At 36.3% G+C, this 18,381-nt stretch carries 14 protein-coding genes and 2 tRNA genes; 8 read left to right on the top strand and 8 right to left on the bottom strand.

Going from position 1 to position 18,381, the window contains the following annotated elements:
* The 6 genes from A9Q93_RS02565 to A9Q93_RS02540 form a co-directional block, all read left to right on the top strand.
* A partial coding sequence (locus A9Q93_RS02565; RefSeq protein WP_303685815.1) for a hypothetical protein occupies window positions 1-882 on the top strand: 882 nt, incomplete at its 5' end.
* Between the two features lie 132 nt (window positions 883-1,014).
* On the top strand, window positions 1,015-2,190 hold the full coding sequence (locus A9Q93_RS02560) for a vWA domain-containing protein (RefSeq protein WP_303685814.1): 1,176 nt from the start codon (window positions 1,015-1,017) through the stop codon (window positions 2,188-2,190).
* A gap of 3 nt (window positions 2,191-2,193) precedes the next feature.
* Window positions 2,194-2,982, top strand: a complete 789-nt coding sequence (locus A9Q93_RS02555) for a hypothetical protein (protein WP_303685813.1) — start codon at window positions 2,194-2,196, stop codon at window positions 2,980-2,982.
* A gap of 82 nt (window positions 2,983-3,064) precedes the next feature.
* Window positions 3,065-5,680 carry a DNA mismatch repair protein MutS gene (gene mutS / locus A9Q93_RS02550; protein ID WP_303685812.1) on the top strand — a complete coding sequence of 872 codons (2,616 nt, stop codon included), beginning with the start codon at window positions 3,065-3,067 and terminating at the stop codon, window positions 5,678-5,680.
* An 85-nt stretch (window positions 5,681-5,765) separates the two neighbouring features.
* Window positions 5,766-5,837: transfer RNA gene (locus tag A9Q93_RS02545), tRNA-Gly, on the top strand.
* A gap of 59 nt (window positions 5,838-5,896) precedes the next feature.
* Window positions 5,897-5,982: transfer RNA gene (locus A9Q93_RS02540), tRNA-Leu, on the top strand.
* Between the two features lie 133 nt (window positions 5,983-6,115).
* Here A9Q93_RS02540 and A9Q93_RS02535 read toward each other — a convergent pair.
* From A9Q93_RS02535 to A9Q93_RS02500, 8 genes are all read right to left on the bottom strand, one after another.
* On the bottom strand, window positions 6,116-7,813 hold the full coding sequence (locus A9Q93_RS02535; protein ID WP_303685816.1) for an ABC transporter ATP-binding protein: 1,698 nt from the start codon (window positions 7,811-7,813) through the stop codon (window positions 6,116-6,118).
* On the bottom strand, window positions 7,791-8,501 hold the full coding sequence (locus A9Q93_RS02530; RefSeq protein WP_303685811.1) for a 3'-5' exonuclease: 711 nt from the start codon (window positions 8,499-8,501) through the stop codon (window positions 7,791-7,793). The genes A9Q93_RS02535 and A9Q93_RS02530 overlap by 23 nt, the downstream gene beginning before the upstream one ends.
* Window positions 8,501-10,864, bottom strand: a complete 2,364-nt coding sequence (locus A9Q93_RS02525; RefSeq protein ID WP_303685810.1) for a penicillin-binding protein 1A — start codon at window positions 10,862-10,864, stop codon at window positions 8,501-8,503. The genes A9Q93_RS02530 and A9Q93_RS02525 overlap by 1 nt, the downstream gene beginning before the upstream one ends.
* A complete protein-coding gene (locus tag A9Q93_RS02520) occupies window positions 10,851-11,345 on the bottom strand; it encodes a gliding motility lipoprotein GldH (protein ID WP_303685809.1) in 495 nt (164 codons plus the stop codon). Before A9Q93_RS02520 ends, A9Q93_RS02525 begins: the two co-directional genes overlap by 14 nt.
* The gene (locus tag A9Q93_RS02515) at window positions 11,345-12,721 is read right to left on the bottom strand and encodes a regulatory iron-sulfur-containing complex subunit RicT (RefSeq protein WP_303685808.1); all 1,377 of its coding nucleotides are present in this window, start codon (window positions 12,719-12,721) and stop codon (window positions 11,345-11,347) included. Before A9Q93_RS02515 ends, A9Q93_RS02520 begins: the two co-directional genes overlap by 1 nt.
* A gap of 174 nt (window positions 12,722-12,895) precedes the next feature.
* A complete protein-coding gene (locus A9Q93_RS02510; protein ID WP_303685807.1) occupies window positions 12,896-13,558 on the bottom strand; it encodes a DUF2490 domain-containing protein in 663 nt (220 codons plus the stop codon).
* A complete protein-coding gene (locus A9Q93_RS02505) occupies window positions 13,539-14,126 on the bottom strand; it encodes a hypothetical protein (RefSeq protein ID WP_303685806.1) in 588 nt (195 codons plus the stop codon). The genes A9Q93_RS02510 and A9Q93_RS02505 overlap by 20 nt, the downstream gene beginning before the upstream one ends.
* A complete protein-coding gene (locus A9Q93_RS02500; protein WP_303685805.1) occupies window positions 14,113-14,676 on the bottom strand; it encodes a DNA-3-methyladenine glycosylase I in 564 nt (187 codons plus the stop codon). Before A9Q93_RS02500 ends, A9Q93_RS02505 begins: the two co-directional genes overlap by 14 nt.
* A gap of 34 nt (window positions 14,677-14,710) precedes the next feature.
* Between A9Q93_RS02500 and A9Q93_RS02495 the strand changes: the two genes are divergently transcribed.
* The gene (locus A9Q93_RS02495; protein ID WP_303685804.1) at window positions 14,711-15,205 is read left to right on the top strand and encodes a nuclear transport factor 2 family protein; all 495 of its coding nucleotides are present in this window, start codon (window positions 14,711-14,713) and stop codon (window positions 15,203-15,205) included.
* A gap of 35 nt (window positions 15,206-15,240) precedes the next feature.
* A complete protein-coding gene (locus tag A9Q93_RS02490; RefSeq protein WP_303685803.1) occupies window positions 15,241-18,147 on the top strand; it encodes a S9 family peptidase in 2,907 nt (968 codons plus the stop codon).
* Window positions 18,148-18,381: the final 234 nt, after the last annotated feature.

Genomic DNA, 18,381 nt, shown 5'->3' with positions numbered 1-18,381 from the left:
CAATATGCGCAACAATACGTTAACCTACAACCTAGCAATGTGCTACAAATAAAGCTGAGGTCTTTGTACAATGTGGACGCAACAGATTATACGGCTGTCTTTAATATCGTTCAAGTAGGTAAAACTGCAGAGGAAACTACAAAACTGATGAACGATAAAATTGAAATTGTAAAACAAGACCTGAAAAGCAAGGGTTTTCAAGGGCAGTTCTCATTAGACATGATATCCTTCGTCCCGCAATATGAAATAGAAGTTACTAAAAAGCTTTTCTCTAAAACATATACCGAAGTTCCTGTAGGTTTTGAACTGCAACAAAACCTCTTGATCAGTTACAAGAAAGACAGTGATTTTCAAAAAATCCTTACTGCTTGTGGTAAAGCCGAAGTATACAACCTGGTAAAAGTAGATTACTACGTAAAAAATCTAGAAGCCATTTATGAAGATCTACAAAACAAGCTTCTTGCTGAAGTTGCAAAAAAGAAAGCATACTACGAGAAACTAGGTTTTAAAATGGAAGACTACAATGTCATGATGGCCGACAAAAAATACTACCACACACCTAAGGATTTCTACAAAAGCTACCTCGCTGCAGAAAACATAAGCATGGAATCTCTTAAAAATCAGAAAAATGTAACCTCTGTTAGAAAGCCCACATCATATTATTATGACCCTATCCCGTACAACGGTTATGACATCGTAGTAAACGCAGCAATCACAAAGCCTGTTATTCAGTTAGGTATGGATTTAAGCTTACAATACAACTTAAAACCAATTGAGATAAAACCAGAACCAAAACCTGCTCCAGTAAAAACTCCTGATCCTAAAGTGTACGTAGTAAGTCCTAATGGACCTATAGATATCAAACAAATACCTAATAACTAGAGACGTTTCCAAAATTAAACAAAGTATAAAAACCTTTCCCTTTTTTGAAGGGAAAACAGGTTGGCGACGAAATCAGCAACGCTGATGGAGCAACCAAAAGGGTTTTACGGTTGAATTAAAAAATAAAACAATATGAAAAATTTAAAAACACTAGCTCTATCATTGAGCATCGCAGCATTTCTTTCCTGCAAAGGAAATACTCAGGGAAACCAAATCGCAACTATTGATGAATTCATTGAAGCGCCTGTAATTATAGCAAACACAAAACCTGCAACTATACAAATAGCTTTATTGCTAGACACCAGCAATAGTATGGACGGACTTATCGATCAGGCCAAAACCCAATTGTGGGATATTGTAAATAAAATGTCGAGTGCTCAATGCAACGATCAACAAGCATTATTAGAAATTGCTATTTATGAATATGGGAACAGCCGTTTAAGTGCTAACGACGGTTTTGTACGTGAGGTGCTTTCCTTTTCTACAGACCTAGACTTGATCAGTAAAGAGCTGTTTAGTTTAAGAACTAATGGCGGCGAGGAATACTGTGGTACCGTTATCGATAAATCACTAAAACATCTCGAATGGAAAGATGGAAAAAACGACTTAAAAATGATTTTCATCGCAGGTAACGAAGGTTTTAATCAAGGTTCTGTACCTTTTTCTTCTAGTATTGCACAAGCTATAGAAAAAGACGTCACTGTAAACACCATTTTTTGTGGCGACTGGAATACAGGAACGCAATTGCGCTGGAAAGAAGGAGCCGTTCTAGGAAAAGGTGAATACATGAATCTAGATCACAATCAAAAATCGACCTATGTAGCAACTCCTTATGACGATGAAATTCTAGAATGGAATAAAAAACTGAATAATACTTATGTGTATTACGGCCGTCAAGGTGAAGATAAAAAAATGGCTCAAGTACAAATGGACGAAATGGTTCAGGAAGCCTCTATTCAGGCAAATGTAAAACGTAGTGTAGCAAAATCTTCTTCAAATTACCGCAACTCCACATGGGATCTTGTAGATGCGATGGAAGATGAGGAAGCGAGAGAAGGCTTTTTCAAATCAGAGAATCTAGCTACATTACCAGATAGTTTGCGCAATAAAAGTAAGAAGGAGATTACCGCTTTCGCGAAAGTAAAAAAACAAGAACGAACTTCAATACAGAACAAGATTCAAGAACTTAATAAAAAGAGAGATAACTATATTAAAAAACAATCACTTAGTGAATCTAATGGTTTAGAATCTGCCATGTTTCAAGCGATTAAAAAACAGTCTAGCTCAAAAGAATACACTTGGGATTAAACAATGAAATATCTTTTTCTATTATCAGTACTATTTGTATACTCGTTGAAAGTTCAAGGACAGGCATCTTCTTCAGGTGCCTTTTCTTTTGAATTGCACTTTTCTATTGAGGAATTTGATGTATACAACGTGTCCTACCTTCCTAGAAATGGTCATGTACTTAAAGACATTCATGCGATTATTGATCAAAAAAACAACTCCATTACTGTAAAAGGTAAAAATGAGTACGTGGTAGGTGTTCCTTTTCCCGTAATAATTATTGAAAAAAAGAATTCACCAGAAAATGCTGCCATCCATCAAGTTATTTATATGCATCAGCTTGTAAAAAGCCACGCATCTCCCAAAATAATGATAGATATCACGCCCCAAATAGGTTCCATTTATAAGTTAGACTTATCAGCAAAAAGTAACACGCTCAATGACCTTCACAAAGCTCAATTTTGTGATAATGAATACTGTAAATTAGAATACAATACCATCATATCTAAAAAGGATCAATTTGCATTTTTAGCCTCAGCGTCTTTTGAAAACATTCAAAAAAAGCCAGCTAAAAAAGAACCACAAAAGTCGTTTTTCTATTGCTACGCTACTGAATTTATAAATCCCGATCAGGTAAAGGCATTTACGACTAGATATGATATAGACTTTGAGTCTATGACCGGTGATTTAAATGATCTCGCTTTCGCGAAAGCGAAACAACACAATTACCATGTAGCTCTGTTTCTCAATAAAAACTATGGTAAAGAATGGCACGCACAGTTACCTGTTGATGTGATAGGGCTATTTGATTAGAACTTGTTGAAAAACATGAGATAGAATAAGGCTTTTGAATAAGGCTAAATCGTACTTTTGATACTCCTAAAAAAGTATCGTTTTGGCATCAAAATCTAAGAAGGTTACTCCTTTAATGCAGCAGTACAATAAAATCAAGATGAAATATCCTGATGCGTTGCTGCTTTTCCGTGTTGGAGATTTTTATGAAACTTTTGGTGAAGATGCGGTAAAAACAGCACGCATACTGAATATCGTTCTTACGGCTCGTAATAATGGTGGCGATCAAATCGAGTTGGCTGGTTTTCCTCATCATTCATTAAACACGTATTTACCCAAACTGGTCCGTGCGGGAGAACGTGTTGCGATATGCGATCAATTAGAAGATCCCAAGCAAACTAAAACCATCGTAAAACGTGGTGTTACCGAACTAATCACACCAGGAGTTGCGCTTAATGATGAAGTATTAAGTTCTAAAACAAATAATTTTCTTGCAGCGCTTTCAGTTAATAGAAATGTTTATGGGGTCGCTTTTTTAGATATTTCTACAGGAGAATTTTTAGTTTCTCAAGGCTCTAAAGAAGAAGCAGATAAATTACTTCAAAATTTCAGTCCTAGTGAATTATTAGTAACTCGAACTGATAAAAAAACTTTAGCTCAAGAGTTTCCTTATGATTTGCCTTTTTTTCATTTAGAAGATTGGGTATTTCAAATAGACTTTGCTAAAAACTCATTATTGAGTCATTTTAAGGTCAATTCTTTGAAAGGTTTTGGAGTAGAAAAATTAGATCAAGCACTGATTTCAGCTGGTGCAATTCTACATTATCTAGAGGAGACACAACACGATAAGATTGATCATATTTCAAATATATCACGTATTGAAGATGATAATTATGTTTGGATGGATCGATTCACCGTTCGCAATCTAGAACTATATACTCCATTAAGTCAAGGCGCTGTAACGTTAATTGACGTGATTGATAAAACCACCACAGCGATGGGTGGACGCATGCTTAAAAGATGGATGGCATTTCCATTAAAGGATCCTGCTCAAATTAAAAAACGACATGATGTGGTAGAATTTTTTACTACCTCGCAAGAACAGCAAGAAGAAATCAAATCGTATTTAAAACGCATGAGCGATTTAGAACGATTGATTTCAAAGGTTGCCGTTGGTAAAATATGTCCTAGAGAAGTGGTTCAACTTAAAAATAGTCTGGAAGCTATTATCCCTATTAAAGAAAAGGCACTAGCATCTGATAATAAAGCGCTTAACATTATAGGTGAAAGTCTCAACCCTTGTCTTCATCTTATAGATCTTTTCAAAAAGGCTATAGATGAAAATGCTCCTGTAAACATTTTAAAAGGTGACACTATAGCACAAGGTTATAATACAGAGTTAGATGAATTAAGAGGACTTGCCACTTCAGGTAAAGATTATCTCGATAATATGCTCGCTAGACATAGTGAAGAAACTGGAATAACAAGTTTAAAAATATCTAGTAATAATGTATTCGGATATTATATTGAGGTTAGAAACACACATAAAGATAAAGTCCCTGCAGAGTGGACTAGAAAACAGACTCTGGTAAATGCAGAGCGTTACATCACTGAAGAGTTAAAAGAATACGAAGGTAAAATCCTAGGTGCCGAAGAACGCATTAATGCATTGCAACAAGAATTATTTGAAAATGTGGTTAGAGAAATTCATCCTTCTATTAAGACCATTCAGAATAATTCGCAATTGATAGGACAATTAGATTGTTTGATTTCTTTTGCTTTACATGCGATTACTTCAAATTACGTAAGACCAATAATTCTAGATAACGACGCTTTAGAAATCAAAGGTGGAAGACATCCGGTAATTGAGAAAATGCTGCCGGCAGATCAACCTTACATTCCTAACGATGTACAACTAGATCGAGACTCACAACAAATCATCATGATTACTGGTCCTAACATGAGCGGTAAAAGTGCTATTCTACGACAAACTGCTTTGATTGTTCTGCTCGCTCAAATAGGAAGTTTTGTTCCTGCAGAAGAAGTGAAAATGGGAATAGTAGATAAAATTTTTACTCGTGTAGGTGCTAGTGATAATATTTCTCAAGGAGAATCTACCTTCATGACTGAAATGAATGAAAGTGCCAGTATTTTGAATAATATCAGCGAGAAGAGTTTAGTACTATTAGACGAAATAGGTCGAGGAACAAGCACTTATGATGGTATTTCTATAGCATGGGCCATTACAGAATATCTTCACGAGCATCCATCCAGTCCTAAGACGCTTTTTGCAACTCACTATCATGAGTTGAATGAAATGACTTCTCAATTTGAGCGCATTAAAAACTTTAATGTTGAAGTAAAGGAATTGAAGGATAAAGTTCTCTTCATGCGCAAATTAGTTTCCGGTGGTAGTCATCACAGTTTTGGAATTCATGTAGCAAAAATGGCAGGAATGCCACAACAAGTGATTTCAAAAGCCAATAAGATTTTAAAACGTTTAGAAAAAACTCATAAGCAAGAAGACTCTAAAGAAGCTATGAAAAACCTTCAGGAGGAAGAAATGCAACTAAGCTTCTTCAATTTAGACGATCCACTACTCGAAAATATCAAGGAAGAAATCCTTCAGGTAGATATAAATACGCTCACTCCAGTAGAAGCATTGATGAAACTCAATGAAATTAAACGTATGCTGATAAAAAAAGAGGCTAATACCTAATAATTTTCTGCTTTTTCCTTTGCATTATAAGGAAAGTTGTTAAATTTGCAACCGCTTTAGAATTCTTTTGACTTTTAAAGCAATTGCGAAAGTAGCTCAGGGGTAGAGCATCACCTTGCCAAGGTGGAGGTCGCGAGTTCAAATCTCGTCTTTCGCTCTAAAAACTGTTCTTTTTTCAGATTTTATAAATACCAATGATGTGCCGCTGGCACAATCGCTCGAGTGGTGGAATTGGTAGACACGTTGGACTTAAAATCCAATGGGTAGTAATGCCCGTACGGGTTCAAGTCCCGTCTCGAGTACAAAAACCTCATAGTCAATTGATTATGAGGTTTTGTTTTTTATATACTCTTCAATAGCAAATAGTCATGAATCTAAAGCGCATGTCTCTTAAATGTTATTGATAAGTCTAGCATTATTAGAGTAAAGATCAAATCACTCAGGAATAGCGGCAATCAATTTCTTAGTATAGGCACTTTGTGGATTTGCATATAATTCATCAGCTTCATTTTTTTCTTCTATTTTTCCCTTGTTCATGACGATGACTTGATCGCAAAAGTATTTTACAACCGCTAGGTCATGAGAGATAAATAAATAAGAGAACCCAAAATCTGCTTTAAATTCATTGAGCAAATTCAAAACCTGTGCTTGAACTGATATATCAAGTGCACTCACACTTTCATCACATACAATTAATTTAGGTTCCAAAGCAACCGTTCTTGCGATTCCTATACGCTGTCTTTGGCCACCACTAAATTCATGCGGATATCTATTGTAATGTTCCTCAGTTAATCTTACTCGTTTTAGAAGATGAAGGACTTTCTCTTTTCTATGAGCGTTATTTTTACCTATTCCATGCCATTTCATAGGCTCGATGATAGCTTGTCCTACGGTTAATCTCGGATTTAAGGAAGCAAATGGATCTTGAAAAATAATTTGAATCTCTTTACGCAGCTCGCGTAATTCTTTACCTTTTAGATGAGTAATGTCACAGTTGCGATAAATAATGTTTCCGCTAGTAGTATCAATAAGTCGTAAAATGAGGTTGCCTAATGTACTTTTACCGCATCCACTCTCTCCTACTAAGCCTAAGCTTTCGCCAGCAAATAAGTCAAAACTGACATGATCTACCGCTCTAAAGAATTGTTGCTTTTCAAAAAGTCCTTTCTTAAGTTTAAAATCCTTGACAACTTCTTTTACTTGTAATAAAGGCTCTCGTTTATAAAGATCGGAATGCAATTCTTTACGAGTGGTAGGCGTGATAACATCATCTTCTACCGTACCTTCTATAAAATCTGAGATAGTAGGCAGTTTTTTTACTCTTACAGTTGTACTAGGTCTAGAGGCTATCAGCGCTTTTGTATAAACTTCTTTAGGCGATTCAAAAACTACATCGCTTTTTCCTTGCTCCACAATTCTACCTTGATACATGACTAAAATGCGATCTGCAATAGATTTTACTAAAGACAAATCATGCGAAATAAAAAGTATACTCATCCCATATTCTTCTTGCAATTCTTTGAGCAAGTAAATAATTTCCTTTTGCACCGTTACGTCCAGAGCAGTCGTAGGCTCATCTGCAATGAGTAATTTAGGTTTACAAGCAATCGCCATCGCTATCATGACACGTTGCATTTGTCCACCGCTTATCTCGTGAGGAAATTTATCAAATGTTGTTTCAGGAATAGGAAGTTTTACTTTTCCAAATAGCCGTAATACTTCTTTTCTAGCCGCTACGTTACTTATGGATTGATGTTTTTGCAATACCTCAACAACTTGCTTGCCGCAGGTGATAGTAGGATTGAGAGAGCTCATAGGTTCTTGGAAGATCATGCTTATCTCGCTTCCGCGAAAGCGAGACCAGTCGGAACCTCTTACTTTTAATAAGTCTCTTCCTAATAATGTGAGTTCCTGGGCATTTATGTTAGCTGCTTTAATAGGTAACAAACCCATCAAGGCTTTACTGGTAACCGACTTACCACTACCAGATTCTCCGACTACGGCTAGTATTTCATTTTGAAAAATATCAAAGTTGATATCATGCAAAACTTGAGTGTTTTGTTTCCCATTTGAAAAAGAGACGTTGAGACCTTTTATGGAGGCGATGGTATTATTTTGAGATGATCTGGTCATCATTAAGGATAGGTTCTTTACGTAGTTTAAGAACTATTTGTGCTACCGCGACCACATCTTTCTCGCAATAGTTTGCAATGCGCTGGATATCTTGATCGACATAAAACACGTCTCTTACCTGTGAGCCGTCTATATCATTTTTAGGAGATGGAATATCTAGAATACGCGTCAATAATTTTAAGCTGGTATAATGTTTATAATCACCAAACTTCCACAACTCTAAGGTGTCTAGATGAGGCACTTCCCATGGTTTTTTACCAAATAAATTAAGCTTTGCAGGAATCTCAACTCCTAAAATAATCATCCTTCTCGCGATATATGGAAAGTCAAATTCTTTACCATTATGAGCACAAAGCAAATGATTTCTATGAGAAAAATGCTCGTTTAATAAGCTTGAAAACTCTTCTAAAAGGTGCTTTTCTTCTCCTGTAAAACTACGAGTTCTAAATTGTTGGCCATCTCGATTCACAAAGTAACCAACTGATATACAAACTATTTTACCGAATTCTGCCCAGATGCCAGCTCGATCGTAAAACTCGGCTGGTGTGAACTCATCCTTACGTTGATACTTTGTTTTATCAGCATATAGTTGCTGATCTATTTCTTCTAATTGCTCAAAACTCTCGTACTGCGGCACCGTTTCTATGTCTAGAAACAAAAGATTATCTAAAGAGAGTTTTGATATCATTATAACATGTCTAATTCTTTGGAAATATCATCGCTAGGTTGATCACCACTACCTAAGCCATCACTACCTAAACTCATTTTATATTCCTCGCAGTCTGTCTCAATAGTTAGATTTTCTGGTTTTTTAAATGGCTCTTTAGACACGTCTAGCGTTTCATCTGCATAAACACGTTTCATATAGCTTCCCCAAATAGGTAGTGCCATAGTAGCTCCTTGACCATATTTGGTAGTTTTAAAATGAACTGATCGATCATCTGCTCCTACCCAAACACCGGTTACTAAATTAGGAACCATACCCATAAACCAGCCATCACTATTGTTTTGAGTAGTACCAGTTTTACCAGCAATATCGTTCTTGAAATCATAAGGATAATCGGTAATCACCTCTTTATAAAAAGTACTATTTGCTGCCCATGAACTATTACCTCTTAGCTTTGCACCACTACCTATTCTGGTTACACCTTCCATTAGGTTAACCGTTACATAAGCCGTTTCTGGATTCATAACGTCTTTGCTTTCTGGCATGTACTGATAAAGAATCGTTCCGTTTTTATCTTCAATACTTGTAACCAAGACTGGTTTATTATAAATACCACCATTTGCAAAAACACCATAAGCAGCGACCATTTCATAAAGACTAACATCTGCAGTTCCTAAGGCTAATGACGGTACTGCATCAATGTTTGACACATCGATTCCTAATTGCTCTGCACGATCAATAACTGGTTGAGGTCCTACTTCATCCATCAATCTTGCCGAAATGGTGTTTTTTGATTTGGCAAGCGCTTCTTGCAAGCTCATAATATTACCATAATCACCACTGGAATCCTTAGGTGTCCAGTCTTTAGTGTTGCCATGCTTACCTGCAGGAATAGTGTATTCACCATCAGGATATTCTTTACACGGACTATAGTGCAATAAATCTATGGCTGTAGAATACAAGAAAGGCTTAAAAGTAGATCCTGCCTGACGTTTTCCTAACTCTACGTGATCAAATTTAAAATGTTTGTGATTAATACCACCTACCCATGCTTTTACATGACCGGTTTGTGGCTCTAAAGACATCAGTCCAGTATGTAAAAACTGTTTGTAATAGCGTATAGAATCCATGGGCGTCATGATAGTATCACGCTCTCTGAATTCAGCCTTCCAATCAAAAATAGTCATGTCTGTTTTTACGTTAAAACTCTTAATGATGGCTTCTTCGGCGATTCCTTTTTTCTTCATTTCTCTCCATCGCTCAGATCTCTTCATGGCGTTTTTCATGGAGGTCTCAATTTGAGAAGTAGTTAAATCTGTAAAAGGAGCTGTTTTATTGCGCTTTTGTTGATGATCAAACTCTGCTTGAAGTCGTTCCATATGAGCATAAACAGCTTCCTCAGCCATTTTTTGCATTCTAGAGTCTATGGTAACATTAATTTTAAGCCCATCATTATAAAGATTATAAGGCTTTTCTGTATCTGGATTAATATGATCTTTTGCCCAATTCTTTAACCACGTACGCAAGTTCTCTCTGAAATAAGTTCCCATACCTTCGTTATGATCTGCTGAGTTGTAATTGATCTTAACTGGTATTTGTTTTAGGCTATCCTTAGTAGCTTCAGTCATTTTATTATTACGCACCATCTGAACAAAAACTTGATTGCGGCGAGTTAACACTTGTTCTTTCCTGCTCTCTCTTCTTGGATTATATAGCCATGGATTCTTAAGCATTGAGACTAAAACTGCGCTTTCTGAAACACTTAATTCTCTTGGTTCTTTGTTGAAATAGATATTAGCAGCACTACGTATACCTATCGCTTGATATAAGAAATCAAATTCATTTAAATATTGCGTGATAATCTCCTTCTTAGTGTACTGCTGTTCTAGTCTCGAGGTAATGATCCATTCTCTAGTCTTTTGAATGATTCTTTCTACTATATTCTGACTAGGTTCAGGTGTAAAATAAAGTTTGGCGAGCTGTTGTGTGATGGTACTTGCGCCACCTTTTTGACCCAAATAAGCGACTGCTCTCGCTGTACCATAGCCATCTATCCCACTATGATCCCAGAAACGTTCGTCTTCTGTAGAAACTAGAGCATCGATAAGGTGCTGAGGTAAATCGTCGTATTTAATGGGTTTTCTATTATCGTTGAAAAAAGTTCCTAAGGTCTTCCCGTCTGCCGTGACGATCTCAGTTGCCAGCTCCGTTTGCGGATTCTCTAATGCGGTGTGGTCTGGTAAATCACCAAAAATTCCCCATCCTGCCAGTAAAAAAAGTAAAACGAGAAGTCCTACACCTATGGCATACATCTTCCAGAATAAAGAAATATTTTTCTTTTTCCCTTCTTTTTCTTTTGCGATTTGTGCTTTAGTTGCTGCCATCTTGCAATTGTTTTTCTATACTATATCCTACGTTGAGAATACCTTTTAATTGTGCATCTGCGTTTACTTCTCCGTTTTTTCTCATGGCATGCTTAAGTGCTAGCTGGTAGTTTCCGCTTTCGCGAAAGCGAATACCTTCTCGCAACCATAGTTTATTTTCAAACACGTCGTTAGAACCTTTTCCTAAAAACTTACCGTCTGGTGCTGCCATTTGATACTGTAATGTATCTGTAACGACTTTTCCTTGTGGAAATTTTATCTGAGAAATCAACCAAAGGTTATTATACTCATATTCATGGGTATTACGCAAATTAATAAATAAATTGTATTTGTTTATAGTGTCCTGTGGTTCTATTTGAAAAGTAGCAATATCTTCTATCGCCCAGCCAGTTGCGGGCATATCCATATACTCTGCACTTACTAGTTGCTCGTCACAAGAGATAAAAATGAAAGCCGTTATGAAAAATAATATCTTTCTCACTACTCTTCTTTTTTAGGTGGTTTATTCTTGTTGTTATTCTTATTGCGATTAGGCCTAGGCTTGTTAGACCTTGAAGATGGTTTATTACCTGATGTATTTTTGTCGTTTTGCTTAGTACCTTGTTGCGCTCCGGTTTTGCTTTTAGAGTTTCTCCTTTTGTTAGATCTTGTTTTCCCTTTAGGTGGAGTCTCTTTTTTAGCAGGTGCGTTTTGAGTGGCAGTTGCCGTATTTGAACTACTCTTTTTACTACCAGGCTTGCGCTTTTTATTATTGCGTTTCTTGCGAGATTTAGGCTGGTCAAAACGTGTTAAACTATCTTGCCCTACCACATTTTCAAAATCTACTTTTTCTTCTATTATTAACTCACTCGCATACTCTTCAATACTTGCGACCTTTTCTTTGGCTCTATTTTTTGAAACTATTTCATGAACTTGCTCTGTTGTGAGCGTATGCCAGCTCATCCAGTCGCCTTCATAGCAATACCACATAAGACCTTTAAAAATGTCAACTTTTTGACATACTGCTGTTCCTTTGTCGGTATAGAGTTTTTGGTTTTGCTTTGGAAACGTGCTGAGTGCATCCATGTAAGAATCTAACTCGTAGTTGAGACAGCATTTAAGCTTTCCACACTGTCCAGCCAGCTTCTGCGGATTAAGAGATAAATTTTGATAACGTGCCGCTCCAGTAGTCACTGATCTAAAGTCTGTTAACCAGGTACTGCAACACAATTCACGACCGCAAGATCCTATTCCTCCTAGACGTGCTGCTTCCTGACGCAAGCCTATCTGGCGCATCTCAATTCTTGTTTTAAACTCACTTGCATATTCTCTTATGAGTTCTCTAAAATCGACACGCTCGTCAGCTGTGTAATAAAAAGTAGCTTTTGATCCATCTCCTTGAAATTCAATATCAGAGATTTTCATTTTAAGTTGTAAACGTATGGCAATCTCGCGAGCACGCACTTTCATAGGCTCTTCTTTCTCGCGTGCGGCGACCCATTTTTCTACATCTTTTTCATTTGCAATACGATATACTTGAGGTATACTGTCACTTATTTTAACACGTTTGCGTTTCATTTGTACTCGTACTAACTCTCCAGTAATGGTAACGATACCTATATCGTGACCAGTTTCTGTTTGTGTAGCGACTATATCACCTATTTTAAGTTGTAAATCTTCTTTATTATGAAAGAATTCTTTACGGCTGTTCTTAAAACGTACTTCTACGTAAGGGAATTTTTTCTGTCCGCCTGGCAACTCCATGTTTGCTAGCCAGTCAAATACTGTTAACTTATTACATCCACTGGTACCACAAGTACCATTATTTTTACATCCTCCAGGCGTACTACCACCTGTTCCACAACTGTTACAGCTCATCCTTGTATTCTCTATATATTGAAATTGAAACGATTAACTCGCTCAATTGAAGTCATTACTTGAAACGTAAATATAACAATTAAATACGTGGATTGTTGTACAGTTTAAAGATGCTATTTAACCTAGGAGAAAGTTAAAGCTAGAAGAATTTAACCTAGAAAAATTGTTGCTTTTTTAGATTTGGTAATACATCCCTAAATTTAAAAACAGTAATCTTTCTGTCTCTGCGGTAAAGTCCTCAAAACGGTATTCTGTAACTAGTTGCAGCTTTAATTTCTTTGATAATTGACGTCCTAGACCTAAAGAAAAACGCTGGTCATATCCTGGACGCTCGGCTTTTTCTGCTATGAAGACTGTTTCTAGACTTGCTGTTAAATAATATTCAGAAACATCTGTAGCAAAACCGTTTAAGGGTAAAGAGCTAGAAAACCTGTATCGCCATCGATGCGTGGTTCTATCACCTCGCAATCGCTGGTCCCATCGTACTCGATGTGCCACCTTAAGCGCATTGTATTTTCTTTTGTAAACGTACTGCTCTGTAAAACGTACTTCTTCTGGTCTGGAATCATCAAAAAGTTCTCGGTACATCACCACAAAACCTATTTGTGAATAGAAACCTACTTCATAACCCACAAATTGAGCTGCTTGAACGTGTAGTGCATCAATACCATCATCAGTGCTGTTGCGCTGCTCAACAACACTGTTAAAACTCCATCGATTTCCTGTTTGCCAAGAAATATTAACTGATGGCTGTACAATGATGTCATCTACAATTTGCGCAAATGAAAACAATGGAAACAACCATATAAATAAAACTCTAGAATAATAAAAAGTCATACTCTAGCCTTTTTATATCACGCTTGCTTAAGAAGTTGCCCTTATTATCAAAGAGGTATTCTCTTCTGTAGATTTTCCTATTGTTTTTAAAAGCGACAATAAGCTCGTAGTTGTCTACTAATTTCTGAGCAATTTGTTCTTTAATTTGAATAGCAGTTTTATTTTCTCCCACATATTGTTCTTGAACTTTCTCGATGCGGTACTTTCTAGCAACTGTATCCAGATAATTTTCAATCTTTAAAAATGCTTGCTTTTTTATGGACCTTTTACTCAATTGAATTTCTACGTCCTCTATTTTTCCTTGTTCATCAAACTCAATGCTGTACTTACGATTTTGATATTTTAATTTGGCTTCATAACTGATCTTGTCGCCATCTGTTTCTTTATAAAATTTCACTTTCTTACGTGAATTGCTGATAGTGTTTACAAATTCTAAAGCTGTTTTTGGAAATAACTCGATAGCGATCTTCTCTTCTCTTTCTATTTTTTGGGTTGATTGTGCTGGTGATAATTCCGCTTTCGCGAAAGCGAGAACACAAAAAACTACTGCAATCTTAAACCTCATCATATCTAAAACAATTTACCTCGTGATCATTTACCATTCCAGTGGCTTGCATAAACGCATACATGATTGTAGAACCTACAAATTTAAAACCTCGTTTCTTTAAATTTTTAGAAATTTGATCTGATAATGCCGTGTTTGCAGGTGCTTCTTTATAATCCTTCACTTCATTTTTAATAGGCTTGCCATCTACATAATCCCAAATAAAATTAGAAAAACTACCGTATTCTTTTTGGATCTCGATAAATAGTTGGGCATTTGTCACGATGGATTTTACTTTCAATTTATTGCGTATGATTCCAGCGTTTTGAAGTAATTCCTCTTGTTTTGCCTGATCGTATTGCGCTATTTTATGAACATCAAACTGATCGAGTGCATCAAAATAGTTTTGGCGTTTTCGTAAAATAGTGATCCAGCTCAAGCCTGCTTGCATGGTTTCAAGAATCAAGAATTCAAATAACGTTTGATCGTCGTAAACAGGTTTTCCCCATTCTTGATCGTGGTAAGCTTCATAAAGATCATCGCCCAGGCACCAGCCACATTTGTGTTTTTTCATGATTTAAAATTAGTAATCTTTATCTTTACTACCTATGAAAAATTTTCTTCTCTATTTTACCGTAATCCTTTTATACAGTTGTGCCTCAAAACAACCTTTAAATACTGCTGCCGTAGAGCAGTCTATAGATGCCTGGCACAAAGCCGCCGCTCAAGCAAACTATGAGAAATATTTTGATCTCATGACAGATCATGCTGTCTTTATAGGAACTGATGCTACAGAGAACTGGCAACTAGAAGAGTTTAAAACTTTCTCAAAACCCTATTTTGATAAGGGAAAAGCATGGTCTTTTACTTCATTAGAGCGTAATGTTTATTCAGCAAACGGTTGGGTTTATTTTGACGAATTGTTAGATACTCAAATGGGAATATGTCGTGGTAGCGGCGTAATGAGAATGCAGGATGGTAAGTGGAAAATCGCACACTACGTTCTATCAATAGCGGTACCTAATGATAATGTGAGCTCGCTTACGGCCATGAAAAAAGAATGGGATGCTAACTACATTGAGACTTTGAAAGATCAAAAATAAAACTACAACCTATCAAATAATACCAACCACAGATTATGAAAAACCTTCTCTATTTCTTCGCTTTCAGTATTTGTTTTACAACCTTAGGACAAAAAAAAGCGCTTACTCATGATGACTATGATTTATGGAAACGCGCTGGTAGCACAAAAATTTCGCCTAGTGGTAATTTAGTTGCTGTAAGTGTAGTTACATCTACTGGTGCGGGAAATGGCTATTTAGAAATTCATAACATTTCTAATGATACAAAGCATACTTTTTTTAATGGCGTTAATCCACAAATAAGTGCTGATGAGAAATATATCTATTTTCTTCAAAAGCCTGAATATCAAACTCTACGTAAAGAAAAGAAGGATGATGTCGATAAAGCAAAGCGCTCTAAAAATACCTTTATGGTTTATAATGTGGAGTTAGGAACAATAGTAGATTCTATCCAGCGAGTAAAAAAATATACTGCCAGTGATAAACGTAACACATTTCTTATTCTAGAAAAGTACAAAGATCTGAAACCTGAAAAGAAAAAAGACACTACTGAAACAAAAGAAGAAGAACCTATTAATGAAACTAAAAGAGAAAAAAGACATCGCTTAAAAAAAGAAAAGGAAGAATTAGAGAAAAAACTTAAGGAACTTAAAAAAGTTGACGACGATGAAGAAATAATAGATTATACTCAAGAAGATTATTTGATTATCTACCTACCTGCAACTAAAGCAAAGGACAGCATTGATAGTTTTAAAGATTATCAAATGCCACGCGAAGGAAGTGGTTTTATTTATTCTCGAGAACAAGGAAAAAAGAAAAAGGATCATGGCGTTTATTATTATGATGCTACTACCAGAACTTCAACAACTTTATTAGAAACCGCATGGCGATATAAAGACCTTTCTATTGACAAATACGGTAAACAGCTTGCTTACAAAGTGGCAATGGACAGTACAGAAACTGATTCTTTAAAATACGAACTGTATTATCAAAAGGATAAAGATGCATTTACAAGACAACTGGCCTACGGAGAAGGAAATATCAAAGACGGCTGGACACTTACTGATAAAAGAAAAGCTCAGTTTTCTGAAAATGGGAAACGCTTGATGTTTTATACACAGCCTAAAATTGAATACACCATAGACACCACTTTAATGGATGACGAGATTGCTCAAGTGGACGTGTGGAATTACAAAGACCGCATGACGCAACCAGAACAAAAAACTCGTATTTCTAGTCTGGTAAGACAATCTTCGACCATTATCTGGGATACTGAAAAAGGATCTATTCAGTTTCTCAATGATTATGATATGAGAGATACCGATTGGGACGATGATATGGAAGGCAATTATGTTATTTATGCAAACAACGATAAATATGACATAGCAAGATCGTGGGATTATCCATGGAGATCTGACTATCTGGTAGAAAACCTAAAGACGCGTAGTAAAAAATTTATAATTAATAATTCAGGAAGTGCGCCTATAAGAAATCCAGAAAATACGCACGTGATTTATTTCAATTTTGACACCCAAGATTGGCATATGATGAATCTAGAAACTCAAATAGGCAAGAACCTCACTAAATTCTTAGATGTAAGCTTTGCAAATGAAGATGACGATCACCCATCGTTAGCAAACGCTCATGGATTTGGAGGCTTTGATAAAGATGGGTTTGCTCTTTTATATGACAAATATGACATCTGGAAGCTAGACCCTACTGGAGAAGCTGCACCTGTTAATATGACTCAATCAGGTCGTAAAAACAATATCACTTATCGCACAGAAACACTCGATAGAGAAAACCGTGACCTTGCTACCTATTTTAATGATAAGTTATTGCTCTCAGCCTTTGATCATCGTACAAAAGCAAATTCTTTAATGTTACTTGGTGCAAATGGAATAGAGCCGTTATATGAGGTGAGCGATCGTAATGTTACCGCTTTCGCGAAAGCGGAAAACGCAGACGCTTTACTGGTTACTTCTGGCAACTTTGAAGATTATCCAGATATAGAATACTTAACTCCAAAACTTAAAAAACCACTTACGGATATCAATCCGCAGGAGAAAGATTTCAAATGGGGAACTGTAGAATTATTTCAATGGAATGCTTACGATGGTGTGCCATTAGAAGGTCTTATTTATAAGCCGGCTAATTTTGATCCAAACAAAAAGTACCCAATGATTGTTTATTTCTATGAAAAATATGCCGATAGACTTCATAGTTATCGATCTCCTTTGCCTAGTGCGAGTACGGTGAACTTTGCCTACCTCGCTAGTAATGATTATGTTGTTTTTGTACCAGATGTCGTGTATAAAGATGGTTATCCTGGAGAAAGTGCTTACAACTGTATTGTTTCTGGAACAGAAGCAGTAGAAAAACTAGGCTACGTAGATTCTAACAAAATGGCACTACAAGGTCAAAGTTGGGGTGGTTATCAAACTGCTTATCTAGTTACTCGCACAAACAAATATGCAGCAGCAATGGCAGGCGCACCAGTTTCAAATATGACCAGCGCTTATGGTGGAATACGCTGGGGCAGCGGTTTAAGCCGTGCTTTTCAATATGAAAAAACTCAAACGAGAATAGGTAAAAACCTATGGGAAGGACTGGATTTGTATATAGAGAATTCTCCTTTATTTCATATTCCTAAAATAGAAACACCGCTACTCATGATGCATAATGATGCAGATGGTGCCGTACCCTATTATCAAGGAATTGAAATGTTTATGGGAATGCGTAGATTAGGAAAACCTTCATGGTTGCTCGTATATAATGACGAGGCTCACAACCTAAGAGAAACTAAAAACAGAAGGGATTTATCGATAAGAATGATGCAGTTCTTCGATCATTATCTTAAAGGCGCACCAGCTCCAGTATGGATGACAAAAGGTGTATCTCGAGATAAAAAAGGGAAGCAAACTGGTTATGAATATGAACCATTATCAACTTATAAACAGTAAGTTAATTAAAAAGACTAAGACTGATTTTTTACACCTTAGGCAAGGTTATGACTTTAAATTTGACTAAGAAACCCAAAATTCTTTTTCCACTTGATTATTATTCTGTGATAAACTGTCATTATCTTTTGCCTCTCAAATATCGATTGATGAAATTATTTACTACAATTATCTTGCTATTTTGCAGCCTATTCACTTTTGCTCAACTAGGAACAGACGCACCATGGATGCAAGATC

Source organism: Nonlabens dokdonensis, assembly GCF_002162835.1.
Lineage (GTDB): Bacteria > Bacteroidota > Bacteroidia > Flavobacteriales > Flavobacteriaceae > Nonlabens > Nonlabens dokdonensis_B.
Note: the sequence above shows the minus strand (reverse complement) of the source record. Positions and strands in the feature narration are given on the sequence as shown.